At 61.3% G+C, this 22198-nt stretch carries 23 protein-coding genes; 11 read left to right on the plus strand and 12 right to left on the minus strand.

Features of this window, described 5'->3' with window-relative positions; all coding sequences use genetic code 11:
* Window positions 1-49: 49 nt before the first annotated feature.
* Genes J2X71_RS24350 through J2X71_RS24365 form a run of 4 tightly spaced genes read left to right on the plus strand, consistent with a single transcriptional unit; the run spans window position 50 to window position 3382 of the window.
* Window positions 50-910: a branched-chain amino acid ABC transporter permease gene (locus J2X71_RS24350; protein ID WP_310386021.1), complete on the plus strand. Its 861-nt coding sequence runs from the start codon at window positions 50-52 to the stop codon at window positions 908-910.
* Window positions 907-1941: a branched-chain amino acid ABC transporter permease gene (locus tag J2X71_RS24355; protein ID WP_310386023.1), complete on the plus strand. Its 1035-nt coding sequence runs from the start codon at window positions 907-909 to the stop codon at window positions 1939-1941. The genes J2X71_RS24350 and J2X71_RS24355 overlap by 4 nt, the downstream gene beginning before the upstream one ends.
* On the plus strand, window positions 1938-2684 hold the full coding sequence (locus J2X71_RS24360) for an ABC transporter ATP-binding protein (RefSeq protein ID WP_310386025.1): 747 nt from the start codon (window positions 1938-1940) through the stop codon (window positions 2682-2684). Before J2X71_RS24355 ends, J2X71_RS24360 begins: the two co-directional genes overlap by 4 nt.
* Window positions 2684-3382, plus strand: a complete 699-nt coding sequence (locus J2X71_RS24365) for an ABC transporter ATP-binding protein (RefSeq protein ID WP_310386027.1) — start codon at window positions 2684-2686, stop codon at window positions 3380-3382. The genes J2X71_RS24360 and J2X71_RS24365 overlap by 1 nt, the downstream gene beginning before the upstream one ends.
* A gap of 2 nt (window positions 3383-3384) precedes the next feature.
* Here the strand turns inward: J2X71_RS24365 and murA are convergent, their stop codons facing one another.
* From murA to J2X71_RS24380, 3 genes are all read right to left on the minus strand, one after another.
* Complete coding sequence (gene murA, locus J2X71_RS24370; protein WP_310386029.1) at window positions 3385-4698, minus strand: UDP-N-acetylglucosamine 1-carboxyvinyltransferase; 1314 nt, start codon at window positions 4696-4698, stop codon at window positions 3385-3387.
* Window positions 4699-4901: 203 nt separating this feature from the next.
* Window positions 4902-6314, minus strand: a complete 1413-nt coding sequence (locus J2X71_RS24375; protein ID WP_310386031.1) for an aminomethyltransferase family protein — start codon at window positions 6312-6314, stop codon at window positions 4902-4904.
* A gap of 156 nt (window positions 6315-6470) precedes the next feature.
* Window positions 6471-7205 (minus strand): GntR family transcriptional regulator, encoded by a 735-nt coding sequence (locus J2X71_RS24380; RefSeq protein ID WP_310386033.1) that lies wholly within the window; start codon window positions 7203-7205, stop codon window positions 6471-6473.
* A 198-nt stretch (window positions 7206-7403) separates the two neighbouring features.
* Here J2X71_RS24380 and J2X71_RS24385 point away from each other — a divergent pair, with 198 nt between their 5' ends.
* The 3 genes from J2X71_RS24385 to J2X71_RS24395 are packed head-to-tail and all read left to right on the plus strand — an operon-like array spanning window position 7404 to window position 9620.
* Window positions 7404-8459 carry an alpha/beta fold hydrolase gene (locus J2X71_RS24385; RefSeq protein WP_310386036.1) on the plus strand — a complete coding sequence of 352 codons (1056 nt, stop codon included), beginning with the start codon at window positions 7404-7406 and terminating at the stop codon, window positions 8457-8459.
* Complete coding sequence (locus J2X71_RS24390) at window positions 8452-9294, plus strand: class III extradiol dioxygenase family protein (RefSeq protein WP_310386039.1); 843 nt, start codon at window positions 8452-8454, stop codon at window positions 9292-9294. Before J2X71_RS24385 ends, J2X71_RS24390 begins: the two co-directional genes overlap by 8 nt.
* Window positions 9294-9620, plus strand: a complete 327-nt coding sequence (locus J2X71_RS24395) for a YciI family protein (RefSeq protein WP_113319501.1) — start codon at window positions 9294-9296, stop codon at window positions 9618-9620. Before J2X71_RS24390 ends, J2X71_RS24395 begins: the two co-directional genes overlap by 1 nt.
* Before the next feature lie 163 nt (window positions 9621-9783).
* Here the strand turns inward: J2X71_RS24395 and J2X71_RS24400 are convergent, their stop codons facing one another.
* The 5 genes from J2X71_RS24400 to J2X71_RS24420 all read right to left on the minus strand — a co-directional run bounded on the left by J2X71_RS24400 (window position 9784) and on the right by J2X71_RS24420 (window position 14121).
* On the minus strand, window positions 9784-10641 hold the full coding sequence (locus tag J2X71_RS24400) for a DUF1932 domain-containing protein (RefSeq protein WP_310386041.1): 858 nt from the start codon (window positions 10639-10641) through the stop codon (window positions 9784-9786).
* Window positions 10642-10707: 66 nt separating this feature from the next.
* Window positions 10708-11766 (minus strand): 4-oxalomesaconate tautomerase, encoded by a 1059-nt coding sequence (locus tag J2X71_RS24405; protein WP_310386043.1) that lies wholly within the window; start codon window positions 11764-11766, stop codon window positions 10708-10710.
* Window positions 11759-12430, minus strand: a complete 672-nt coding sequence (locus J2X71_RS24410; protein WP_310386045.1) for a 4-carboxy-4-hydroxy-2-oxoadipate aldolase/oxaloacetate decarboxylase — start codon at window positions 12428-12430, stop codon at window positions 11759-11761. Before J2X71_RS24410 ends, J2X71_RS24405 begins: the two co-directional genes overlap by 8 nt.
* On the minus strand, window positions 12430-13158 hold the full coding sequence (locus J2X71_RS24415; protein ID WP_310386047.1) for a PIG-L deacetylase family protein: 729 nt from the start codon (window positions 13156-13158) through the stop codon (window positions 12430-12432). Before J2X71_RS24415 ends, J2X71_RS24410 begins: the two co-directional genes overlap by 1 nt.
* 3 nt (window positions 13159-13161) lie before the next feature.
* Entirely contained in the window at window positions 13162-14121 is a 960-nt protein-coding gene (locus J2X71_RS24420) for a VOC family protein (protein WP_310386049.1), read from the minus strand.
* Between the two features lie 507 nt (window positions 14122-14628).
* Here J2X71_RS24420 and J2X71_RS24425 point away from each other — a divergent pair.
* From J2X71_RS24425 to J2X71_RS24435, 3 genes are all read left to right on the plus strand, one after another.
* A complete protein-coding gene (locus J2X71_RS24425) occupies window positions 14629-15549 on the plus strand; it encodes a methylenetetrahydrofolate reductase (protein ID WP_310386051.1) in 921 nt (306 codons plus the stop codon).
* A gap of 31 nt (window positions 15550-15580) precedes the next feature.
* Window positions 15581-16777 (plus strand): LysR family transcriptional regulator, encoded by a 1197-nt coding sequence (locus J2X71_RS24430; protein WP_310386053.1) that lies wholly within the window; start codon window positions 15581-15583, stop codon window positions 16775-16777.
* A 107-nt stretch (window positions 16778-16884) separates the two neighbouring features.
* Complete coding sequence (locus J2X71_RS24435) at window positions 16885-17856, plus strand: D-2-hydroxyacid dehydrogenase family protein (protein ID WP_310386055.1); 972 nt, start codon at window positions 16885-16887, stop codon at window positions 17854-17856.
* A gap of 112 nt (window positions 17857-17968) precedes the next feature.
* Here J2X71_RS24435 and J2X71_RS24440 read toward each other — a convergent pair whose 3' ends face one another.
* From J2X71_RS24440 to J2X71_RS24450, 3 genes are read right to left on the minus strand one after another with little or no spacing between them, the layout of a single operon-like run.
* Window positions 17969-18895 carry a dihydrodipicolinate synthase family protein gene (locus J2X71_RS24440; protein WP_310386057.1) on the minus strand — a complete coding sequence of 309 codons (927 nt, stop codon included), beginning with the start codon at window positions 18893-18895 and terminating at the stop codon, window positions 17969-17971.
* On the minus strand, window positions 18892-19596 hold the full coding sequence (locus J2X71_RS24445; protein WP_310386059.1) for a ribonuclease activity regulator RraA: 705 nt from the start codon (window positions 19594-19596) through the stop codon (window positions 18892-18894). Before J2X71_RS24445 ends, J2X71_RS24440 begins: the two co-directional genes overlap by 4 nt.
* Before the next feature lie 10 nt (window positions 19597-19606).
* Window positions 19607-20392, minus strand: coding sequence for an SDR family oxidoreductase (locus J2X71_RS24450; protein ID WP_405049742.1), 786 nt, complete (start codon window positions 20390-20392; stop codon window positions 19607-19609).
* A 93-nt stretch (window positions 20393-20485) separates the two neighbouring features.
* On the opposite strand from J2X71_RS24450, the gene J2X71_RS24455 reads away from it, so the two are divergent.
* Window positions 20486-21367, plus strand: coding sequence for a LysR family transcriptional regulator (locus J2X71_RS24455; RefSeq protein ID WP_310386061.1), 882 nt, complete (start codon window positions 20486-20488; stop codon window positions 21365-21367).
* Here the strand turns inward: J2X71_RS24455 and J2X71_RS24460 are convergent.
* Complete coding sequence (locus J2X71_RS24460) at window positions 21364-22194, minus strand: glycoside hydrolase family 16 protein (RefSeq protein WP_029868545.1); 831 nt, start codon at window positions 22192-22194, stop codon at window positions 21364-21366. The genes J2X71_RS24455 and J2X71_RS24460 overlap by 4 nt on opposite strands.
* Between the last annotated feature and the right edge of the window lie 4 nt (window positions 22195-22198).

Raw genomic sequence — 22198 nt, forward strand, 5'->3', positions numbered from 1 at the left:
GGAAACAGGCGGCGGAAGCAATTCCGCCGTCTGGATGCAGTGAGGTCTCATGCTGACAATCCTGTTCGACGGCATCGCCTATGGCATGCTTCTCTTTGTTCTCGCCTGCGGATTGTCGGTCACGCTGGGCCTGATGAATTTCGTCAATCTGGCGCATGGCGCCTTTGCCATGGCAGGCGGTTACGTCACCGTCATCATGATGAATAGCTACGGCATCTCCTTCTACTGGTGCCTGCCGGCCGCCTTCATCGTCACAGCGCTTGCCGGCGTTGTGTTGGAACGGCTGCTTTACCGCCGCCTCTATTCGGCTTCGCATCTCGATCAGGTGCTGTTTTCGATCGGCCTCGTCTTCATGGCGATCGCGGCAATCGACTATTTCATGGGCGGGCAGCAGCAACTCATCAACCTGCCACCTGAGCTCAGCGGCCGCTTCGACTTCCTCGGTATCGATATCGGCCGCTACCGGCTTTTCATCATCGTCATCTGCGCGGTGCTGACGGTCACGCTGCAACTGGCGCTCACCCGAACCCGCTTCGGCAGCCAGCTACGTGCGGCCGTCGATGACGGACGCGTCGCCCGCGGCATGGGCATCAATGTCTCGGTCATCTTCGCGCTGACCTTCGCGCTCGGCTCCGGTCTCGCTGGCCTTGGTGGTGCGCTCGGCACCGAACTGCTCGGCCTCGATCCGAACTTTCCGCTGAAATACCTCATCTATTTCATGATCGTCGTGACCGTCGGCGGCACCTCGTCCATTACCGGCCCGTTCATCGCAGCACTTCTGCTCGGCGTCGCCGATGTCGCCGGCAAATATTACGTGCCGCAACTCGGCGCCTTCATCATCTATGCCGTCATGATCCTTGTGCTGATCCTCCGGCCCCATGGCCTCTTCTCCCGGGAGGGCGGCCGATGAGCGGCGAACGCAACAACGCCTCCAAGCAGGCCATGGGGCTCCTGAGGCACGCCGGCCGCTGGCAGATCTGGGAATTAGCGCTGTGGCTGGCGACCATCGCTGCGATCTTCGTCCTGCCATCGCAGATGCTGATCCTGACGGAGATCGCCATCCTGGCGCTCTTTGCCGTCTCGTTGGATCTTATCCTCGGTTATGCCGGCATCGTCTCGCTCGGCCACACCGCCTTCTTCGGCCTCGGCGCTTATGCAGCAGGCCTCTTCGCCGTCCATGTCTCCGGCGAGCCCGTGATCGGCCTGATGGCGGCTGGCCTCGTCAGCGCCCTCTTCGGCTTCCTGACGAGTTTCCTCGTATTGCGGGGCTCCGATCTCACGCGCCTTATGACCACCTTTGGCGTCGCCATGCTGCTTGCCGAAGTGGTTAATCAGGCGGCCTGGCTTACCGGCGGCGCTGACGGACTGAGCGGTATCATCATCGACCCGATCCTCGGCTATTTCGAATTCGATCTCTGGGGCCGCACCGGCTATGTCTATTGCCTTATCGTGCTTGTCGCTCTGACCTACATCGCCCGTCGCATCGTCAATTCGCCTTTCGGCCTGTCGCTGAAGGCGATCAAGCGCAACCAGCGCCGCGCCTCCATGCTCGGCATATCGCCTACCCGCCGCATCGTCGCGATCTACACGATCTCGGCGGCCTATGCCGGTATCGCAGGCGCGCTGCTGACCCAGACGACAAGCTTCGTCTCACCGGACGTGCTCGCTTTCCACCGTTCAGCCGAAGTGCTGCTGGTGCTGGTCATCGGCGGCGCCGGTTATCTCTATGGCGGCGTCTTCGGCGCGGTGATCTTCTCCATCCTGCGCAACTGGCTGTCGGTCATCACGCCGCAATACTGGATGTTCTGGATCGGCCTCGTGCTTATCATCATCGTTCTGGTCGGCCGCGAGCGCCTGACACGCTGGCAGACCCTGCTACCAGGCTCGGCCCGCAAGCGCGAAGCCGGCATGCAGCAAACCGTCGCGGAGGAAAGCAAATGACGCTCGCCCTCGAAACCCGTCATCTCGTCAAGCGCTTTGGCGGCTTCATCGCCACCAACGATGTCTCGCTGCAGATCCGCCAAGGTGCCCGCCATGCCCTGATCGGCCCGAACGGAGCCGGCAAGACCACGATCATCAACCTGCTGAGCGGCGTACTGACACCGAACAGTGGCGAGATCCTGCTCGCTGGTGAGGACATTACCGGTGTCTCTTCCTATCGCCGCGTCGGCAAGGGTCTTGCCCGTACCTTTCAGATCAATCAGCTCTTCGGCGATTTCACGCCGCTCGATTCCGTCATGCTGGCGATCAGCGAACGCAAGGGCCATGGCCGCTTCGCCTGGCGGCCGCTCTCGGCCGACCGCGAAGTCGCCGATGAAGCCGCCGCACTGCTGGAGCGCTTTCGTTTGGTCGATGTCATGGGCACGCCGACGACACTCCTGCCCTATGGCAAGCAGCGCCTTCTGGAGATCGCCCTTGCGATTGCCATGCAGCCGAAGGTGCTGCTGCTCGATGAGCCCGCCGCCGGCGTTCCCGAAGAGGAGCGGCACGAGGTTCTCGGCATCGTCCGCGAGCTGCCGGCCAATGTCACCGTCGTGCTGATCGAACACGATATGGATCTCGTCTTCTCATTCGCAGACCGTATCTCGGTACTCGCCGCCGGGGCGCTCTTTGCCGAGGGAACCGTCGCCGAGATCTCGAAAGACCCGCGGGTGAAAGCCATCTATCTCGGGGAGGATGCCTGATGACCGAATTGCTGCGGATTGAGCGCCTCGTTGCCGGTTATGGCGAAGCGCAGGTGCTTGCCAAGGTCGATGTCTCGCTGGAGGAAGGCCGTTCGCTGGCATTGCTCGGCCGCAACGGCGCCGGCAAGACGACGCTGCTCAACACCATTATCGGCGTCACCACCCACCACGCCGGCTCCATCCACCTGCAGCAGCGCGACATCACCCGGCTCAGGGCGGAAAAGCGCGCGCCGCTCGGCATCGGCTGGGTGCCGCAGGAACGCAATATCTTCCGTTCGCTGACGGTGGAGGAAAACCTGACGGCGAGCGCCCGCCCCGGCGCATGGAATGTCGGCCGCGTCTACCAGATGTTCCCACGTCTGCAGGAACGCCGTCGCAACCTCGGCAACCAGCTCTCCGGCGGCGAGCAGCAGATGCTCGCGATCGCCCGCGCCCTGATGCTCAATCCGAAGATCCTGCTGCTCGATGAGCCGCTGGAAGGCCTCGCGCCGATCATCGTCGACGAACTTCTGGCCGCACTGCGCCGCATCGTCACCGGTGAGGGCATGTCGGCGATCATTGTCGAGCAGAAGGCTCGCAAGGTGCTGCCGCTGACGGATGAGGTCATCGTGCTTGAACGCGGCGCAGTCACCTACCGCAACACGTCCGAGGCACTTCTCGCCTCACCGGAGACCCTCGACGCGCATCTCAGCGTCTGAGATTATGCCTCGCGCGGCGGTACACGGGTGATGCGCGCACCGAGCGCGTTCAGCCGCTCCTCGATCCGCTCATAGCCGCGCTCGATTTGCTGGGCATTGTTGATGACGCTCGTTCCCTCGGCACACATGGCGGCGATCAGCATTGCCATGCCAGCGCGGATATCCGGGCTTTCCACCTGTGCGGCACGCAGCTTGGAAGGGCCGGCGACGATCGCGCGATGCGGATCGCAAAGAACTATGCGGGCACCCATGGTAATCAGCTTGTCGACGAAGAACATCCGGCTTTCGAACATCTTCTCGAACATCAACACCACACCATCACACTGCGAGGCGGTAACGATGGCGATCGACATTGTGTCGGCCGGAAATGCCGGCCAGGGCTGATCTTCGATCTTCGGAATGTGCCCGCCGAAATCCGGCTGGATTTTCATCTCCTGCCCCGCCGGCACCACGAGATCGTCGCCCTCGACGCGGCAGCGGATGCCGAGACGTTCGAAGGTCATCAGCGTCGAGCGCAGATGTTCCACGCCCGCCCGTCGGATGGTGATTTCGGAACCGGTGACGGCAGCAAGGCCGATCAGCGAGCCGATCTCGTTATGGTCAGGGCCGATACGGTGCGACGCGCCGCCAAGCGGCTGGCCGCCGTGAATGGTCATTGTATTGGTGCCGATACCCTCGATCTTCGCACCCAGGGCAATGAGGAAATGAGCGAGATCTTGAACATGCGGCTCGGAGGCGCAATTGCGCAGGATCGTCTTGCCTTCGGCGGCAACAGCCGCGCAGAGCGCATTTTCCGTTGCCGTGACCGAGGGTTCGTCCAGGAAAACGTCCGCACCGCACAGGTGCCTGGCGCGGAAACTATAGGAGCCGTTAACGCTGATCTCCGCACCGAGTTGTTCCAATGCGAGAAAGTGTGTGTCAACGCGGCGGCGGCCGATGACATCGCCGCCCGGCGGCGGCAGCGTGATCTCGCCACAGCGCGCCAGCATCGGACCGGCAAGCAGGATCGACGCGCGGATACGAGCGCAGAGGCCAGGATCAAGATCAGCCGGCTTGAGATCACTCGCCTCGATCTCGAGTTCGTTGCGGCCGAGCCAGCGCGCCTTGGCGCCGACGGATTGGATCAGCTCGACCAGTGCTTCGACATCGCGGATGCGCGGCACGTTGGTCAGATGCACGAGCTTGTCGGTCAGCAGCGAGGCGGCAATGATCGGCAGGGCGGCATTCTTGTTGCCGCTTGGTTGGATCTCGCCGGCAAGGCGATGGCCGCCCTCGACGATGTACTGAATTCGCTCATGCGGCTGGGCCTGTGCCACTGCTGTCATCCTTGTTCGATTCGATTTTCAGGGGGCATATCTGCGTTGTCATTGTGACATCGGAGTGATCGCTGATCGGAAAGTGTGGCTGTTTTTAGCGCTGCTGCGCACGGACGGCTAGAGGCAAGACGACGGGACGAATCCACAAAAAACGGCGCCCTCCCGGGCGCCGTCGTTAACACCGTGGATGGAGGTGTCGGATTTCAGCCCTTCTTGCTACGCCAGCTGTCGGCGTAATTCTCGCGGGCTTCGCTGGCATAGGGCGTGGGCGAAACGCGCACACGGATTTCCGCCTGCTTGTGCGGCTCGACGGACGTCTTGCCGGAGCCGCCATCGGGCTCGCCCCAGACGAGGGTCAAGACATCGCCGATCTCGACATCTGCATCGACGATGCCGAGCGAAAGCATGCAGCGTTCGTTGTAGCTGTAGCCGTTGAACATCGACATGCCGACCATCTTGCCATCGCGCATGATCTTGTCGGCGCTGGTCGAGGCATAGTTCGGCTGCGGGAAATCGATCCACTTGAAGTGATCATCGCCCGGACGGAAGGCCGAGGCGATGACGTTGACGACGTCTTCGGCGTTCCACTCGAAGGTTACCTTCTTACGGCTCGTCTGGCCCTTCATTTTTTCAAGTGCGGACTTGCCGATGAAATCGTCCTTCTTCCAGCCGATGTAAAAGTCGTAGCCCAGTTCGAACGGCGTGACGTAATAATCCTCGATATTGCTGGAAACAAAGCTGCCGCCGATGGCACCCGTCGCCTCGTAGCTGTCGGCGCCCAGCCAGTCGCGATAGGCCGCCAGCATGCCGTCACCCGTATAGATGGCCGGCAGCGGCGACGGGATCCAGCCGGATTCCAGCGTGTTGGTGGAATAGGCGCGGCTGCCGCAGCGAACGAGATCGACGCCCGCCGCCTTTGCCGATTCCAGGATGACCGAGTGGATATAGGCCTTGTCCTCATAGGGGCCCCAGATTTCCAGGCCGGGCGCGCCGGACATCCCGTGGCGCAGCGCATTCACCGTCTTCGAGCCGACCTTGATCTTGTCGACATGGAAGAACTTGACCTCGGGGATCGGGCCTCCGTTCATCTTCTCGAAGATCTTTGGGGCATCCGGCCCCTGGATCTGGTAGCGGTAATGCGTGCGCAGCACCCGTTCGCCTTCCGGGCGGGAGGGCGAACGCGGATCATATTTCAGGCGCACATTCCACTTGCCGTAAGCGGCGCAGAACATCAGCCAGTTAGAGGTCGGCGAACGGCCGACGAGGATGAACTTGTCTTCGCGCTCACGGAAGATGATCTGATCGCCGATGACATGACCGGCAGGCGTGACCGGCACGAAATGCTTGGCGCGGTTCGTATCGAAATTCGAGAAGGAGTTGACGCCGTGATAGGCGAGGAACTTCTCCGCGTCCGGGCCCTCGACGGTCAGCTCGTCCATATGGTGCGACTGATCGAAGAGGACGGCGGAGTTGCGCCACGCGGCCTGCTCCGAACGCCAGTTGGAAAACTCGGCCGCCACGACCGGGTATACATACATGCCGACCTTGGAATTGCGCAGCAACTCCACCGTATTGCCGGCCGACTTCAAAACTTCGGATAGGTTCGATCTTGCCACCTGATATCCTCCCATTGGCATGCGATAATGTATACATGAAATGCCCAATGCGATCAGATTGCAAGCCTATTTTCTCCCCGCAGCGCCCAGTTCAATGCGCCGAAAATGAAAAAGGGCGGCCACGAGCCGCCCTGTTGAAGCGCGAATTATCTGAAATTACCGGTAAATCAGCGCAAGCCCCCTGATCTGCTCGATCAGGGTTGGGTCCTCCGCCAGAATGTATTCAAGATTGCGCCGCGCCGTGCGGGCATGCTCCCTGGCGATCGCTTCCGCGCGGCTGCCTTCGCGCGCTTCGATCGCACTGACGAGCGCCTTGTGCTGGTCCTGCGCGGAGCGCAGCGAACGACGGAAGGCGGTGATATCAGCCTTGTCGGGCAGGAAGGCCGAGGGCGAGGCAAAGGGCAGCGAACTTGCCCGCTCCACCTCACGCCGAATGATCTCGCTACCGGCAAGCGCTGCAAGCTGATGGTGGAATTTTTCGTTCAGGTCGGAATAGGCGTCGAAATCGACATCGTCGAGCTGCTCGCCGAAACAAGCGTCGAGCTTGAGCACCGTCTGCCGGATATCCTCAAGCGCATCAGGTGTGGCACCTCGTTCGGCAGCGAGCCTTGCCGCCATGCCTTCCATGACGCCACGCACCTCGATGGAATCGACCACATCGGCAAAGCCGAAGCGACGGACCACAAAGCCGCCATTGGGCAGACGATCGAGCAGCCCCTCCTCCGTCAGCCGCGACATCGCCTCGCGCACCGGTGTGCGTGAAATATCAAGCGCTTCCGCTAACGGTACTTCGAAGAGGCGCGTGCCGCCCTGCAGTTCGCCGCTCAAAATCTTTTCCCGCAACTCGATAACGGCGCGACGGCCATGCGTTGCGGCTTCACTCTGCTTCATCGGCGCCTCCAATCCCGGCTAAATGTATATAACAGCGCGAACGCATACAAAACCCCGCTTCAAGCCATCACTCTAGCACAGATTTGTATGCATATCAGAGGTAATGTCCGCAAAGTACGGCAATTATCATAGCCATATCGGCCAATCCCTTGACACCATGTATACATTTATGATGTCTGTCTTGCGGGAGGAAAATCGATGGCAACGCTCGTGCTCATTCCGGGGCTCGTGTCCGACAGCATTGTATGGGCGCCACTTGCCGAGGCTGTCGCGCAGCACATGGCGGTGCATGCAGCCGACGTCTCTCGCACCTCCTCGATATCGACCATGGCGGAAAGCATTCTCGCTGCCACCGACGGCGATCTCATTGCGGTCGGCCACTCCATGGGCGGGCGCGTCGGCATGGAAATGGCACGCATCGCACCGGACCGCGTGCGCGGCCTGGTGCTCGCCAATACCGGCCATCACCCGAAACGCGACGGCGAGGAAATCAGACGCCAGCAGATGATCGACCTTGGCCACCGCAGCATGGAAGAACTGGCCGACGAGTGGCTGCCGCCCATGCTGAGCCCAGCCCGGCTGACGGATGCGGAACTCATCGCCAGCCTGCGCGCCATGGTGCTGCGAGCCGATCCCGATATGCATGAGCGGCAGATCCGCGCATTGATCAACCGGCCGAACGCTAGCGCCTATATAGCCGAACTCGGCTGTCCCATTCTGCTTGTCGCAGCGCGCCACGATGGTTGGAGCCCGATCGTCCAGCATCAGGAAATCGCGGACGCGGCATCCGATACAGAACTCGTCATCATCGAAGATGCCGGGCACTTCGCACCCGTAGAGCGGCCAGTCGAAGTTACGGCCGCAATCGCCAGCTGGCTGACGCGCAGATTTGGAGGAATTATGCTTGAGAATACCGCGACCATTCCCGATACGCCGCTCTTCGACCGGGCCGGCTCGATCCGTGGCTACCAGCTCAACAAGATGGCGATGGCGCTTGGTCAGCCTGCTAACCGCGACGCCTTCAAGGCGGATGAGGATGCCTATCTTGCCCGCTTCGGCCTGGACGATGAGGAAAAAGCCGCCGTCAAAAACCGTGACTGGCACGAGATGGTGCGCCTCGGCGGCAACCTGTTCTTCATCCTGAAGATCGCCGCCGTCGACCCGACACCGATCACTCAGATCGGCGCTGCACAGGCCGGCATGTCGCATGAGGATTTCCTCTACGAAAGACTGGGAAAGAAAAGAAATGGCTAAGATCATCGGCGGCCTCGGAACGAGCCACGTTCCCTCGATCGGCGCAGCACTCGACAAGGGCCTGCGCGACACGCCGGACTGGAAGCCTTTCTTCGATGGCTACGAGGCAGGCAAGCAATGGATGCGCGAGGCGAAGCCCGATATCGCCGTCGTCGTCTTCAACGATCACGGCAACAGCTTCTTCCTCGACCGCGTGCCGACCTTTGCCGTCGGCGTGGCGGAAACCTATCGGCCGGTCGATGAAGGCTGGGGACCACGGTCCATTCCCGCCTTCGAAGGTGCGGTCGATTTTTCCTGGCACTTCGTCGACAAGCTGGTCGAGCGCCACTTCGATCCGCTGGTCTGCCGCGAGATCGAGGTCGATCACGGCCTGCAGGTGCCGATGGAACTCTTCTTCGGCCGGCCGGAGCGTTGGCCGGTCAAGGTTCTGCCGATCTGGGTCAACACGATCCAGTATCCGATCCCCACCCCGCAGCGCTGCTGGGAAATGGGCAAGGTATTGCGCGAGGCGATCGAAAGCTGGCCGGGTGACGAACGCGTCGTCATCCTCGGCACCGGCGGCCTGTCGCATCAGCTTCAAGGCGCCCGCGCCGGCTTCATCAACCAGACGGCGGATCGCGCCTGGCTGGACGGCATTGCTGCCAATCCTGAACCTTATCGCGCCATGAGCCGCGAGGATTATGTCGAGCAGTTCGGTTCTGAAGGCGCAGAGCTCATCATGTGGCTGGTCATGCGTGCCGCCATGAACGAGCAGGTAAACCTCGTCCACAAGCACTATCATGCCCCTGCCTCCATGACCGGTGCCGGCATGATCGTTCTGGAAAACGCCGCTTGATGCCCGCCTTCTTCCTCATGCGCTGCTTGCACCATTCCGGGCAGGATAGCGCCCGCGACCTGCACCGCCCGGCCCATCGCGCCTGGGTGCAATCCGGCGGTGAAGGCCTCGCTACGGTGCTGATCGGCTCTGCCCTGCTCGATGACGGCGGGACCTCGATCGGCAATTTCGGCATATTGGAAACGGCTGGTATCGCCGAAGCGACAGCCTTTGCAGAGGGCGACCCTTTCAACAGGGCAGGCATTGTGGCAAAGATCGAACTCACGCCATTGCCTGCGACATTCCAGGCCGGACGCATCCGTGATCCGATGACACCGAGGACATAGAGTTTTAGTTCCGCCACGAGCGGGAGGGGTGCCCCGGAGAGGGGCAGATGAGGGGGCTGGCAAAGCAAGAGAGGGAACGATCGGACCGAGAGGGACGGTCGCTTGTGAGCCACGGCCCCCTCATCCGGGCCATACGATCCCAACCTCGGATGCTAATCCTTTCTTAAGGCCTCAACCGCAATTCCAGCACACGTCCGACAGTTTCTTCCAGCCCGCCAGTCTGGCCGAGGCCGCAAGCACCCATGCGCTCCTGCACCTCGGCAATCTCCATCGCCAAGCCGCCACGAAGCCCAAGCGCATCGAGCGTCGCAGCGCTTTCGCGCATCTCCGCCGCCCGCCGCCGCCCGTGCCGCGTCGTGCGCTCCATCTGGTATTCGGCAAATTGTGGCCAGTTGAGACCAGGAAAAGACCCTGAAAGCGAAGAGAGGATTTCCTCGTAACAGCCGGATGCCTTTGCTGCGAGCAAGGCCTCGACAGTGATCGCCTCCAGCCCTTTCACAAATAGCGAACGTACCATCTTGATCGCTGTCGCGGCACCGGCTGCCGGCCCCGCAATCTCTGCCGAAAAGCCGAAACCCAGAAGCTCCGACAACAGCCGCTCAGCCGGAGCACCGGCGAGCAGTACGGGCGTCTGGTGCTTGCGCGGGTGAACCGGCGCCATGACCGCCATGTCGAGATAATCGCCGCCCGCCGCTTCTACAGCGAGAGCTGTCTCCCGTTTTCGGCCGGGAGACACGGAATTGATATCGATCACCACCTGCCCCTGACGCAGATGCGGCAGCAGCGGTTCGACCGCAAGCAGGCTCTGGTCGGCAGTCACGGCGCTGAACACCCAGTCCGCTTCTGAGAGCCCCGCAATGGTCTCGGAAATATCGGCGCCGCGGGTCCGCATCGCTTCGCGCACGGCCTCGCCGCCCGAGGCAAGCAGGATATCATAGGCGATGAAGCTCAGGCCCGGCCGGCTCAAGCCCTCGTGAAAAGCTCGCGCCGCTTCGCCGTAACCTAGAAACCCGATCCTCATCTCAGCCTCCTGTTTTGCGGATATGACGGCCTGTCCTTGTTGATCAGCAACAAAGTGCAGCAGCATTCACGCAAAGACATATCCGTCGAAAAGCTTACGCGCGGTCCGCAGCACTGCAGCATCGGTCACGACACCGTCCCTGACGGTCGCGACCACACTCATCTCCCCGGTCGGATGCTCGACCGAGATCAGTTTCTCGTTGCCATCGGGCACGACAGCCAGTTTTGCCGCCGGCCCTTCGGGCAGCAGGCAGGCCGTCGCCACACTGACGGCGCCGAGCACGCCGATCGCATCATGGCAGCGATGCGGAATGAAGGTGCGTGTCGAGATCGCGCCACCAGCTCTTGCCGACGAAACCATGGTCATCTTCGGCACGGATTTCTTCGCGACATCGCCAAGATTCATCATCGGCCCTGCCTTCAACCGGATCGCCTCAAGTTTTGCTTTGAGGTTTCCATCGGCTTCGAGCGTATCAGGCGTTTCCGTCCCATCGATGCCGAGATCGCTGGCGAGCATGACGACACAGGGCATTCCATTATCGATCAACGTGCATGCGACACCCTCGATGATATCGACGGCATGGCCGGTCGGCAGCAGGGCTCCACAGCTTGAACCTGCCGTATCTGCAAAGGTGATCGGCACCGCCGCCGCCGTGCCCGGCACGCCGTCGATACGAGCGTCACCCGCATAGGTCACACGGCGATCCGGCGTGGCGATCTTGGCGGTGGCGACCTGCCCGGTATTTTCCATGAAGATGCGGACTTCGGTCTGCTCATCCTCGGCCTCGATCAGGCCGCGCTCAATGGCAAAAGGCCCGACGCCGGCAAGGATATTACCGCAATTCTGCGCATCGGTGACGATGGGCTCGTCGACATAAACCTGCAGGAAAAGATAGTCGATATCGACGCCGGGCCTCTCGGACCGCTGGACGACAGCGATCTTAGAGGTCAGCGGGTCGGCACCTCCCATGCCGTCGATCTGTCGCGGATCGGGCGAGCCCATCACGCGCAGCAGAAATCCATCGCGATCCTCGGGCAGATCCTCAGCCAGGAAATAACCGCCCTTGGAGGTGCCGCCGCGCATCCACATGCAGCGAACGCCGTCTTGCGCGGCGGCCCTAGACATATTTCAGCCCCTTCTCCGTCAGCCGTTCGCGCATCTTGTAGATATCAAGCCCGAGTTCGCCTGCGGCAAGCCGCCGGCGCTTCTCCTCTTCCGCCGCGACCCGCTGCTCGGCCTTGCCGGCAACGTCAGCAGCCTCCTCCCGCCGCACGACACAGACGCCATCATCGTCGGCAACGATCACGTCACCTGGATTGACCAGTGCAGCGGCGCAGACGACGGGAATATTGACCGAGCCTAGCGTCTCCTTGACCGTCCCCTGCGCAGAGATCGCCTTCGACCAAACGGGAAAGTTCATCGTCTTGAGATCGGCAACATCGCGTACGCCGGCATCGATCACCAGCCCGCAGCAGCCACGCGCCATGGCAGACGTCGCCAGAAGATCGCCGAAATAACCGTCCTCGCAGGGGCTGGTTGGCGCAAGCAGCAGGATATCACCCGCTCTGATCTGCTCGATAGCCACATGGAGCATCCAGTTGTCGCCCGGAGGGGCGGAAATAGTCACCGCGCTCGCCGCAATCCTCGCACCCGGATAGATCGGTCGCATGTAGCTTGCGAGCAGGCCCTTGCGGCCCTGCGCCTCATGCACGGTCGCCACCCCGCAGGCAGCGAGACGATCGATAACGGATTGTTCCGCCCTCTCGATGTTCTGAACGACGACGCCCATCAGAGTTCATCCACCGTTCGCGGGAACACCGACTGGAAGCCCTCGGCATGTGTTGCCTTGCGGCCGCCCGACTGGCCCCCGGAATTCCGCATGAAATGATTGCCGCGGTTCTCGGCGACATTCTTGTAATAGTGCCAGAGATGCTCCTGCCCCTCCATGCACTGGATCGCCGCCCATTTCTTCTCCCAGACCGGTGAAATATCGAGGAAGACGTCGGGCTTCCATTCCATCTGCTCTGTCTGATGCGGCTCGAAGAGATAGAGCTGCGGCGCGCCAAGGACCTTCTCGCCGGGCTTATGCCCCCAGGCCTGCGCGATCATCCGCGCTTCGAGCGCCACCTGTGTCGCGTACATATGGTCGGTATTATAGGGATCCCACTTGGAGTGGCTGAGCATGAATTCCGGCTGCACGGCACGGATCACATCGACCAGCCGATACTTTGCCTCCTGATCCACGACCAGCGGATAGTCCCCGAGATCGAAGAACTGGATATCGTGCACGCCAAGCGCCTTGGCCGCATTTTCCGCTTCGATACGCCGCCCTGCCTTTACCTTTTCCAGGGTCATCCCGGCATTCTTCCAGAGCTTGGCGCTCTCGCCACGCTCGCCGTAGGAGAGGCACACGACCGTCACCTCGTAACCCTTTTCCTGATGCAGCGCGATCGCACCGCCGCAGCGCCAGACGAAATCCGCCGAATGCGCGCTGATGACCAAGGCCGTCTTTGCCATGAACTAGTCCTTCCTCGCCACCGGTGGCGTGCCATGCGTGTGAAATGTCTCGATCGTCTTCAGACCCCAGGCCTGGCCTTTCTTGCGCTCCGTCTCCGTCCAGGTGACTGTCGGCCAATCGGGCCTGAGGATCAGCCGCGCGCCGGCATTGGCGAGCTCAACACGGTTGCCCGCTGGCTCCCAGACGTAGAGGAAAAAGGTGCCCTGGATCGCATGCTTGTGCGGCCCGGTTTCGATATGGACGCCGTTCTCCAGAAAGATATCGGCCGCGCGCAGAATGTCCTCGCGCTGGTCGACCGCGTAGGTCACGTGATGGAAGCGACCCTTCGCACCGGTATGGTCCTCGGAATAGGCGATGTCATAGGTCTTGTTGTTGACCGTGAACCAGCAGCCTCCAAGCCGGCCATTGTCGAGCTGGATCTGCTCCGTCACCCGGCTGCCAAGCGCTTTCGTCATGAAGTCGCGGATTGCCCTGATATCGCTTGCGAGCAGGTTCAGGTGGTCGAGCCGGCGCGGACTGGCGCCGCGCCCATGATAGCGCTGGGCGATATTCTTCAGCGCTGGACGCTCCCCTTCGGGCGCCTCATAGACATGCGTTTCGTAATAGAGCTCGAAAATATGACCATCCGGATCGGTGAAGCGATAGGCGCGGCCATGTCCCGCGTCGCCGTCCACCCAGCCAAGGCCACAGCCCATTTCCTCGATCACCTTCACCCGCCGCTCCAGGGCTTCCGGAGACGACGTGCGATAGCCGACATGGCCTACGCCGGTCGTGTGATGCCGAACCAGTTTCAGCGTATGGAATTCATAATCGTCGAAGGCGCGCAGATAGGCGACGCCATCTTCAATCAGGCTGGGTGTGAGCCCATAGACCCGCGTGAAGAAATCCAGGCTCTCGTCGAAACGGTCGCTGTAGAGTTCCACATGACCGAGATGGGCGACGTCAAAACAGGGCTCGGTCATGCGGCAGGCTGCCGGGCGATGGCCTCACCGGCTTTCAAAAATCTCATGATGATCCTCCTCGCAGGAGCACGCCTCCACGTCCGCCTGCCATTGAAAATACTAGGAAGGTTGGCAGCGGCAGGCAACTTCGTTCTGCTGACGGGTCATAAGCTGAGGTTACAGATAGAGGCAGAAGTGGGCTGAAAGGATGGCTGCCAAGCCCGCTCCGGCGACCGTCCACCCTGCCCGCACCTAGACAAAATGGATGGTTTTCAGCTCGATATAATTGTCGAGGCCCTCGATGCCGCCTTTAGCGGCCCTGCCCGGATTTATTGACGCTGCCGGAGCGAATGCACCGCCTACACGACAGGCACGTTCCTGTTCTTTTCGAGTTAAATGAATACCTATAGATCGAGATATCTGCAGATTTATCGCAATTTCACCCGAAATTGACTCATCTGGATTGAAATAGATTTCTTTATGTATACATTTTGAGAGGCGTAGAGGAGTGCCGAAGGGAGTGATGAAATGGCGTTGTTGAATTTTGCCGGCAAATCCAGGGAACGCACTCCTGAGCCGGAATTCGCAGACATGATCGAGGGCTGCTCGATCGAGGTCATGCCACGTACGGCCGCTAAGATCGATGACTTTCGTGCATTCCTGCCGACGGGGACCCGAGTCTATATCGCTCATCTCGACGGCACCCCGATCGATGATATGGTGGCGACGGCAAGGCGGCTAAGCGCACAAGGGTTTGCAGTCATGCCGCATCTCCCGGCCCGCAGTATTCCTGATGTCAGCACATTGGCGGACTGGCTGGAACGATATCGGGGCGAAGCCGATGTCCGCCAGGCTCTCCTGCTCGGTGGCGGCAGGAACACGCCTGTAGGCGATTTTCACAGTTCCACACAATTGATCGAGACCGGGCTTTTCGACCATCACGGCTTCACGCATCTGCATTTTGCCGGTCATCCGGAAGGCAGCCGCGATGTCGATCCGGACGGATCAACTGCCCTGGCCGATCGGGCACTGCTCTGGAAACAGGATTTCGCCTCGCGTACCGATGCGCAGCTTGCCATCACCACTCAATTCACCTTCGATCCTCAGCCTGTCATCGACTGGGCGGAACGCATCCAGGCAGCCGGCGTCACCATGCCCATCCATGTCGGCATTGCCGGTCCAGCCAAGCTGCAGACATTGATCAAATACGCAATCTCCTGCGGCATTGGCCCCTCGATCAAGGTGCTGCAGAAGCGCGCCATGGACATGAGCAAGCTGCTCTTGCCCTACGAGCCGACCGATCTGGTCGCTGCCTTTGCCGATCACAAAGCAGAAAAGCCTGAAAGCCTCATCGGCCAACTGCATATCTTCCCGCTCGGCGGCATCCAGGTGGCGGCAGACTGGATGAACAAACACCGTTCCGTCGAAACATCGGTCGCGCTACCCTGAGAAGCCCCTCCCCGGGTCCTCAGGAAGAGCCATGCCGACGCCCAACCATCCAAATATCAGACATATCAGGCTGCTCGTCGCCTGCGCCGAGACCGGCTCGCTGACATCAGCCGCAGCCATTCTCGGCATCACCCAGCCTGCAGCATCCCAGGCCTTGCGGCGGCTGGAAGAGCTTCTGAACGCAACCCTGGTCGAACGCGACGCCATGACGCTGACGGCAGAAGGCCAGATCGCCCAACAGCGGTTCCGTCGCCTTCTTGGTCTTATCCGTCAGGCCTGTGGACCAGCTGCAAAAGCGGCAATCGGCGTTATCGAGATGCGCCTCACATGGCCGCACCTGCGCGCCATTGCGACATTTGCCGAACATGGCAGCTTCAGCGCCGCTGCCCGCATGCTGGAGCAATCGGAACCGGCCGTACAACGCGCCGCTCGCGAAGCCGAAGCCGTCACGGGCATTTCCCTTTTCGAAAATTCCGGTCGCAATGTCCGCCTGACGGCCGCAGGCCTTTCCGCCGCCCGCTGGTTCGGCCTGGCGATTTCTGAATTCGAAAACCTTCGCGACGAGCTTCTGGAGACACGAAATCACTATGCCGGCCGTATCTCGATCGGCACCCTGCCACTGACCCGAACCTTCCTGGTGCCCGACGTAGTCGCACTTCTCGCTAGCCGCTATCCGCTCGCGCGCTTCGAAATCGTGGAGGGCAGCTACGGGGTGCTGATCGACGATCTCGAGCGCGGTCGTATCGATATCCTCGTCGGCGCACTGCGCAGAAGCCTCATCTCGAAAACGCTGCATCAGGAACCGCTCTTCGATTTCGATCTCAGCGTCGTCGGACGGGCCAACCATCCCCTGACGCAGCGCCGGGAGATCACCCCTGACGATCTCGCAAACTACCCCTGGGTCGTCGCCCGCCGCGACACGCCCTCGCGCGAAACCTTCAACACCGTGGCAGCAACCTTTCCGAAGGACAAACCTGCCCGCCAGAGCGTCGAGACCGGCTCGCTCAATGCCATCAGGGGCGTGCTCCTGAAGTCCGATCACCTCGCTCTGCTCTCCCGCTATCAGATCCGCTATGAGCTCGAGGCAGGCTTTCTCGCCGCGATGGATTATCCGCTGCCGGATTCGCGCCGCCCCGTCGGTGTCACGCTGCGCCGCCATTGGCTGCCGACGGCCCTTCAGGCGGAGTTTCTGGCTTTGCTCAGGGAGCATTCGGCAGAACTCGACTAGCCTATGCCTCTCTCACGATTGCGCGAGCGGCCACCATATCCTCGGAATATGCGATAATGGTTCTCTGACCAGGGCGCCAAACACCGATATTTCATGGAGTTCTTCGAATGCCTTTACGCTGTGCCATTCTCGATGATTACCAGCGCGTCGCCCTCTCCATGGCCGACTGGAGCGGCATCGAGGGGAAGGTCGAGATCAATCGTTTCGACGACCATATAGCCGATACCGACACGCTGATCGGCCGGCTGGCGGACTATGACATCATCATCGCCATGCGGGAACGCACCCCTTTCGACGCCGAACGCCTCGGTCGGCTGCCGAAGCTGAAACTGCTGATCACGACCGGCATGGCCAATGCCTCGATCGACATGGCCGCTGCCACCCGCCTCGGCATCACGGTTGCCGGCACGCGCGGTTTTGTCGGCTCAGCCGCTGAACTCACCTGGGCGCTGCTGATGGCGCTGGTTCGCCATATCCCCTCGGAAGTCGCCAACTTCCGCGCAGCGCAAAATCCGTGGCAACTCTCCGTCGGGCGCGACCTCAGGGGGCTGACACTCGGCGTCGTCGGTCTCGGCAAGCTCGGCCAGCAGGTCGCCACTTACGGCCGCGCCTTCGGCATGAACGTCATCGGCTGGTCGCGCTCCAACACGCCGCAGAAAAGTGCCGATCTCGGTATCGGCTACGCCGCCTCCCTCGATGAACTGCTATCCGCCGCCGATATCGTCACGCTGCATCTCACCCTCAATGCTGAAACAAAAGGCATCATCAGCAAGCGCGAACTCGACCGCATGAAACCGGGTGCCATACTTCTCAACACGTCCCGGGGACCACTTGTCGACGAGCAGGCACTGGTCACAACACTGGAAAGCGGCCATCTCGGCGGCGCCGGCCTTGATGTCTTCGACGAGGAGCCCCTGCCCGCAAACCACGCGTTCCGGCGGCTCGCCAATGTCGTGGCGACACCGCATCTCGGCTATGTGACAGAGGAAACCTATCGCATCTTCTATCGGGATGCCGTGGAGGATATCGCCGCCTGGATCGACGGAAAACCGGTCCGGGTTCTAAATTCTCCGAAGTAGAGTGGGAACGACTGCTTACACATTGCCTCGCAGGCGAGCGCCGCCATCGAGCGAGCGGCGGTGCATTTTGAACAACAAGGGCTCCCCGCTTTGCCGTGGGGAGCCTTGTTCGTCAGACCGGTGCGCGAGGATCGTGCCGCGCAAGGCGGCGCAGCAGGTAGTCGACCTCAGCCCGTGCCGTTGCACCGAGCGCGCTTCCAGGCTTGCGCTGCGCATCCGAGGTGATGACGCCCCGGCGCATGAGAACATGCTTGCGGACGGCAAGGCCGACGCCGAGCTGCTGCTCGTAGCGGATCAGCGGCAGATGCGCATCAAAGAGATCATGCGCCTCATCGCGTTTTCCCGCGGCAAACAGATTGACCAGTTCCACCAGCATGTCCGGGAAACCGTAGCCGGTCATGGCGCCGTCAGCACCACGCTCCGGCTCGAAATCGAGAAACATGCCGCCATTGCCGCAGAGGATCGAGAAGGGCCGAAGCTCGCCGGCTTTCTGCATGGCGCGCAGCTTTGAGATCTTCTCCAGCCCCGGCCAGTCCTCGTGCTTGAGCATGACGCAGGAGGGATGATCGGAAATGATCTTGGCAACCACGCTGGCCGACATGACGACCGTCAGCGTCAGCGGATAATCCTGTAGCACCCACGGAACGTCAGTGCCGACGGCCTCAACAGCCTGCGCAAAATACTGGACGATCTGCTCATCGGTGCGAAGCGCCGGCGTCGGCGCGATCATCACGCCGGCAGCCCCCATGTCCATCGCATCGCGGGCGAGCGAACGCATCGCCGCAAAGCCAGGTGCAGAGACGCCGACAACGACCGGCACTCTTGAACGGCCGACCACCTGGCGAATGATTGCTCGCGATTCCGCCGGCTCAAGCTTCGGAGCCTCGCCCATGATCCCGAGGATGGTCATGCCGGTAACGCCGCTGTCCTGATAGAAGTCGGTCAACTTGTCGATTGAAGGCGCGTCGAGAATACCATCAGGCAGGAATGGCGTGGTCGCAATTGCATAGACGCCCTTTGCGTCAGTTCCGAAGCTCATTGTGCATCCTTCCACGCCTGATAGCGTGCCTTGGTTTCCGCGTTCATGGGATAGAGACCAGGCAGCGGCACGCCCCGGTCGATTTCGGTCATGATCCAGCCTTCCATGCGCTCCTGTTCCGGCGCTTCGGCAAGCACCGCATCGAGCAAGGCGGCTGGGATAAGCACGGCGCCGTCCTTGTCGGCAACGACGATATCGCCGGGGAAAACAGCAACACCACCGCAGGCGATCGGCTGTTGCCAGCCGACGAAGGTCAGCCCGGCGACGGAGGGCGGCGCAGCCATGCCATCGCACCAGACGGGCAGCTCGCTCGCAAGCACGCCTTCCAGATCGCGCACCACACCATCGCTGACCAAGGCCGCGACCTTACGCTTCATCATCCGGGCGCAGAGAATATCGCCGAAGATACCGGCATCCTGCACCCCCATCGCATCGACCACGGCAATGCATCCCTCGGGCATATCCTCGATCGCCGCCCGCGTGGAGATCGGCGAAGCCCAGCTTTCTGGCGTCGCCAGATCCTCCCGCGCCGGTACGAAACGCAGCGTGAAGGCTGGGCCGACTACCCGCTCCTGGCCCGGCCTTACCGGCTTTGTGCCGCGCATCCAGACATTCCTGAGCCCCTTTTTCAGAAGCACGGTTGTCAGAGTCGCCGTGGAGACGCCCTTCAGAATTTCGATAACGGCTGGATCTAGAGACATGGATTGCACCTCATATGCTCTGGATGAGGCCGCCGTCGATGCGGATGACGGAGCCGGTAATATAGGATGCGCGCGGGCTGGCGAGAAAAGCAACCGTGTCGCCATATTCCCCCGGCCGGCCGTAACGCCCGACAGGAATGGCGGCTGTGCTCTCCGCCGTCACCTCTTCCACCGCCCGGTTTTCGCGCTTCGCCTTCTGCTCGTCGAGGAAAGTAATGCGGCCGGTCGCGATGCGCCCCGGCAGCACGATATTGGCGGTAATCCCATCGCGGCCGATCTCACGGGCGAGCGTCTTCGACCAGCCGACCAACGCCAGACGCAGGCTGTTGGAAATACCAAGATTGGGGATCGGTGCCACGACGCCAGATGACGTGGACGTAATGACACGGCCCCAACCGCGCGCCTTCATGCCGGGTAATACGGCATCCGTCACGGCAATCACCGAACGCACCATCATGTCGAAATATTTCGACCAGGTTTCCGCCGATTGACCGGAGGCCGGTGTTGGTGGCGGTCCGCCCGTATTGTTGACGAGGATATCGACGGCCCCAAAAGTATCGGCGATCACAGCCAGCCTCGCCTCGATAACAGAGAGATCGGCGATATCCCAGCCGATCGCCAGCGCCTTCCCTCCAGCGGAAACGATGCCTTCCGCCGTCTTCCTGGCCGCGGCTTCATCGATATCGGCAACCGCGACGCGAACGCCTTCCGAGGCCAGCGAGCGGGCAATCGCGCCACCCAAACCACCACCAGCGCCGAACACCAGCGCGGTCTTTCCATTCAATTGCATATCCAAGGCAGATACTCCGGTTTCGTCAGCATTATGGCGATCACGAAAAGAAGAAAAATCTCGCTTTTTCCAGTTTCAGAAGATAGAAAAACTTTTCTTATGGAAACGCGCTTTCTCGATACCTTCTTGCTGGTTGCCGAACTCGGATCGCTGGCCGAAGCCTCCCGCCGCCTCGGCATCACGCCGGCCGCGGTCGCCCAGCGCATGCAGGCGCTGGAAGACGATGTCGGCGTGCCGCTGCTGACCCGGGTTGGCCGCCGTGTCCGCCCGACCGATACCGGCCACGCCATCATCGAAAAGAGCCGCAGGATCCTCGCAGAGGTCCGCGATCTGCGCAGCCTTGCCAACGCCGATCTGCCTTCCGGCGAGCTTCGTCTCGGCGCCATCACGACTGCGCTGACCGGGCTGCTGCCCTCAGCCCTGCATGAAGTCTTCGCCAGCATGCCGCTGGTCGAGGTCTTCCTGCTGCCAGGCCCGTCGACCGATCTCTACCAGCGGCTGATAGACCGGGATATCGACGCGGCGATCATCGTAAAGCCACCTTTTTCGATACCGAAAACATTGGAATGGGAACTGCTGCGGGCCGAACGTCTGGTTCTCGTAGCGCCTGCCGATTGCCGGGGCGAGAACCCGCACGAACTCCTGAAGACCCGCCCCTTCATCCGCTACGACCGGAACAACTGGGGCGGCCGCCTTGCCGATGAATATCTTCAAAGACAGGGTTTGAAGCCGGCTGAACGTCTGGAACTCGATTCCCTCGAAGCGATCTCGGTCATGGTCGCCAATGGGCTCGGCGTCTCGCTGGTGCCGGACTGGGCAAGACCCTGGCCGGAAGGTCTCAACATCGCTGTCCTCGAACTGCCCGTGCCCTTTCCACCGCGAGAGGTCGGGATGCTCTGGCCGCGCAGCTCCCCATCGCGCCGGTTGACCGGCATCGTACTCGACGCGCTCAAACGCTCGCAGACCGCCATCCGGCCCTAATCGTTTTTGGCCGAAATCAGGTTCTTTCGCTGATAGACATGGATATAATCGACCAGCAGATAGGACGGGTTCGGCGTTTCATCGATCGGCCAGCCTGACCCCAGCGCAAGATTGACCAGCGGATAGAAGGGCATCTGGAATTCCGGCGGCGTATCAAAACTCCAGAGGGGATTACGATCCAGATAGAAGGTCGATTTCTGCGGGCCGATATCGACGCCAAAAGTGTGGTAGTCGCTGCTGAGCGAGCCTTCGGGCACATTCGTCAGATGGCCGTCCGTCGTGTGCTGGTTGCTCGGGCGCCAGACATGATAGCCCATGCTGAACTCGCCGGGCGCACGGCCGTAATATTCGATCACGTCGATTTCCGAGGTAAATTTGGACCGGTCGAGGCCGATCAGCCAGAAAGCCGGCCAGACGCCCTTGCCGGGCGGCAGCTTCATGCGCGCTTCAAAATAACCGAACGTCTGGGAGAAGCCTTCGCCCTTCGGATTGGTGGAGGCGAGCAGACCGGAGCGCCACTTACCATCCGCATCCTTCCGAGCCTCGATCCGCAAGATGCCGTCATTGACCGTAAAAGGGAAACCGTCCATCGGGTCGGTAAACTGAGCATCGCCGAAATCGCCATTCCACGGTGTATGCGCGATCCAGCGCGATCCGTTCTCGCCCCAGGCCGAAGCATCGAGCGTGTTGAAGTCTTCGGCAAAGGTCAGCTGAAAATCGTCGAGATTGAGCGGCTCTTCTGCCTCGCTCGGCCGCGGACTTGGCGGGCCGAAAAGGCCGATGACGATAAGAAGCGCAAATCTTCCGGCAAATTTCGTGTGGTGCATGTTT

Source organism: Rhizobium sp. 1399 (genome assembly GCF_031455475.1).
In the GTDB taxonomy this organism is placed as follows: domain Bacteria; phylum Pseudomonadota; class Alphaproteobacteria; order Rhizobiales; family Rhizobiaceae; genus Rhizobium.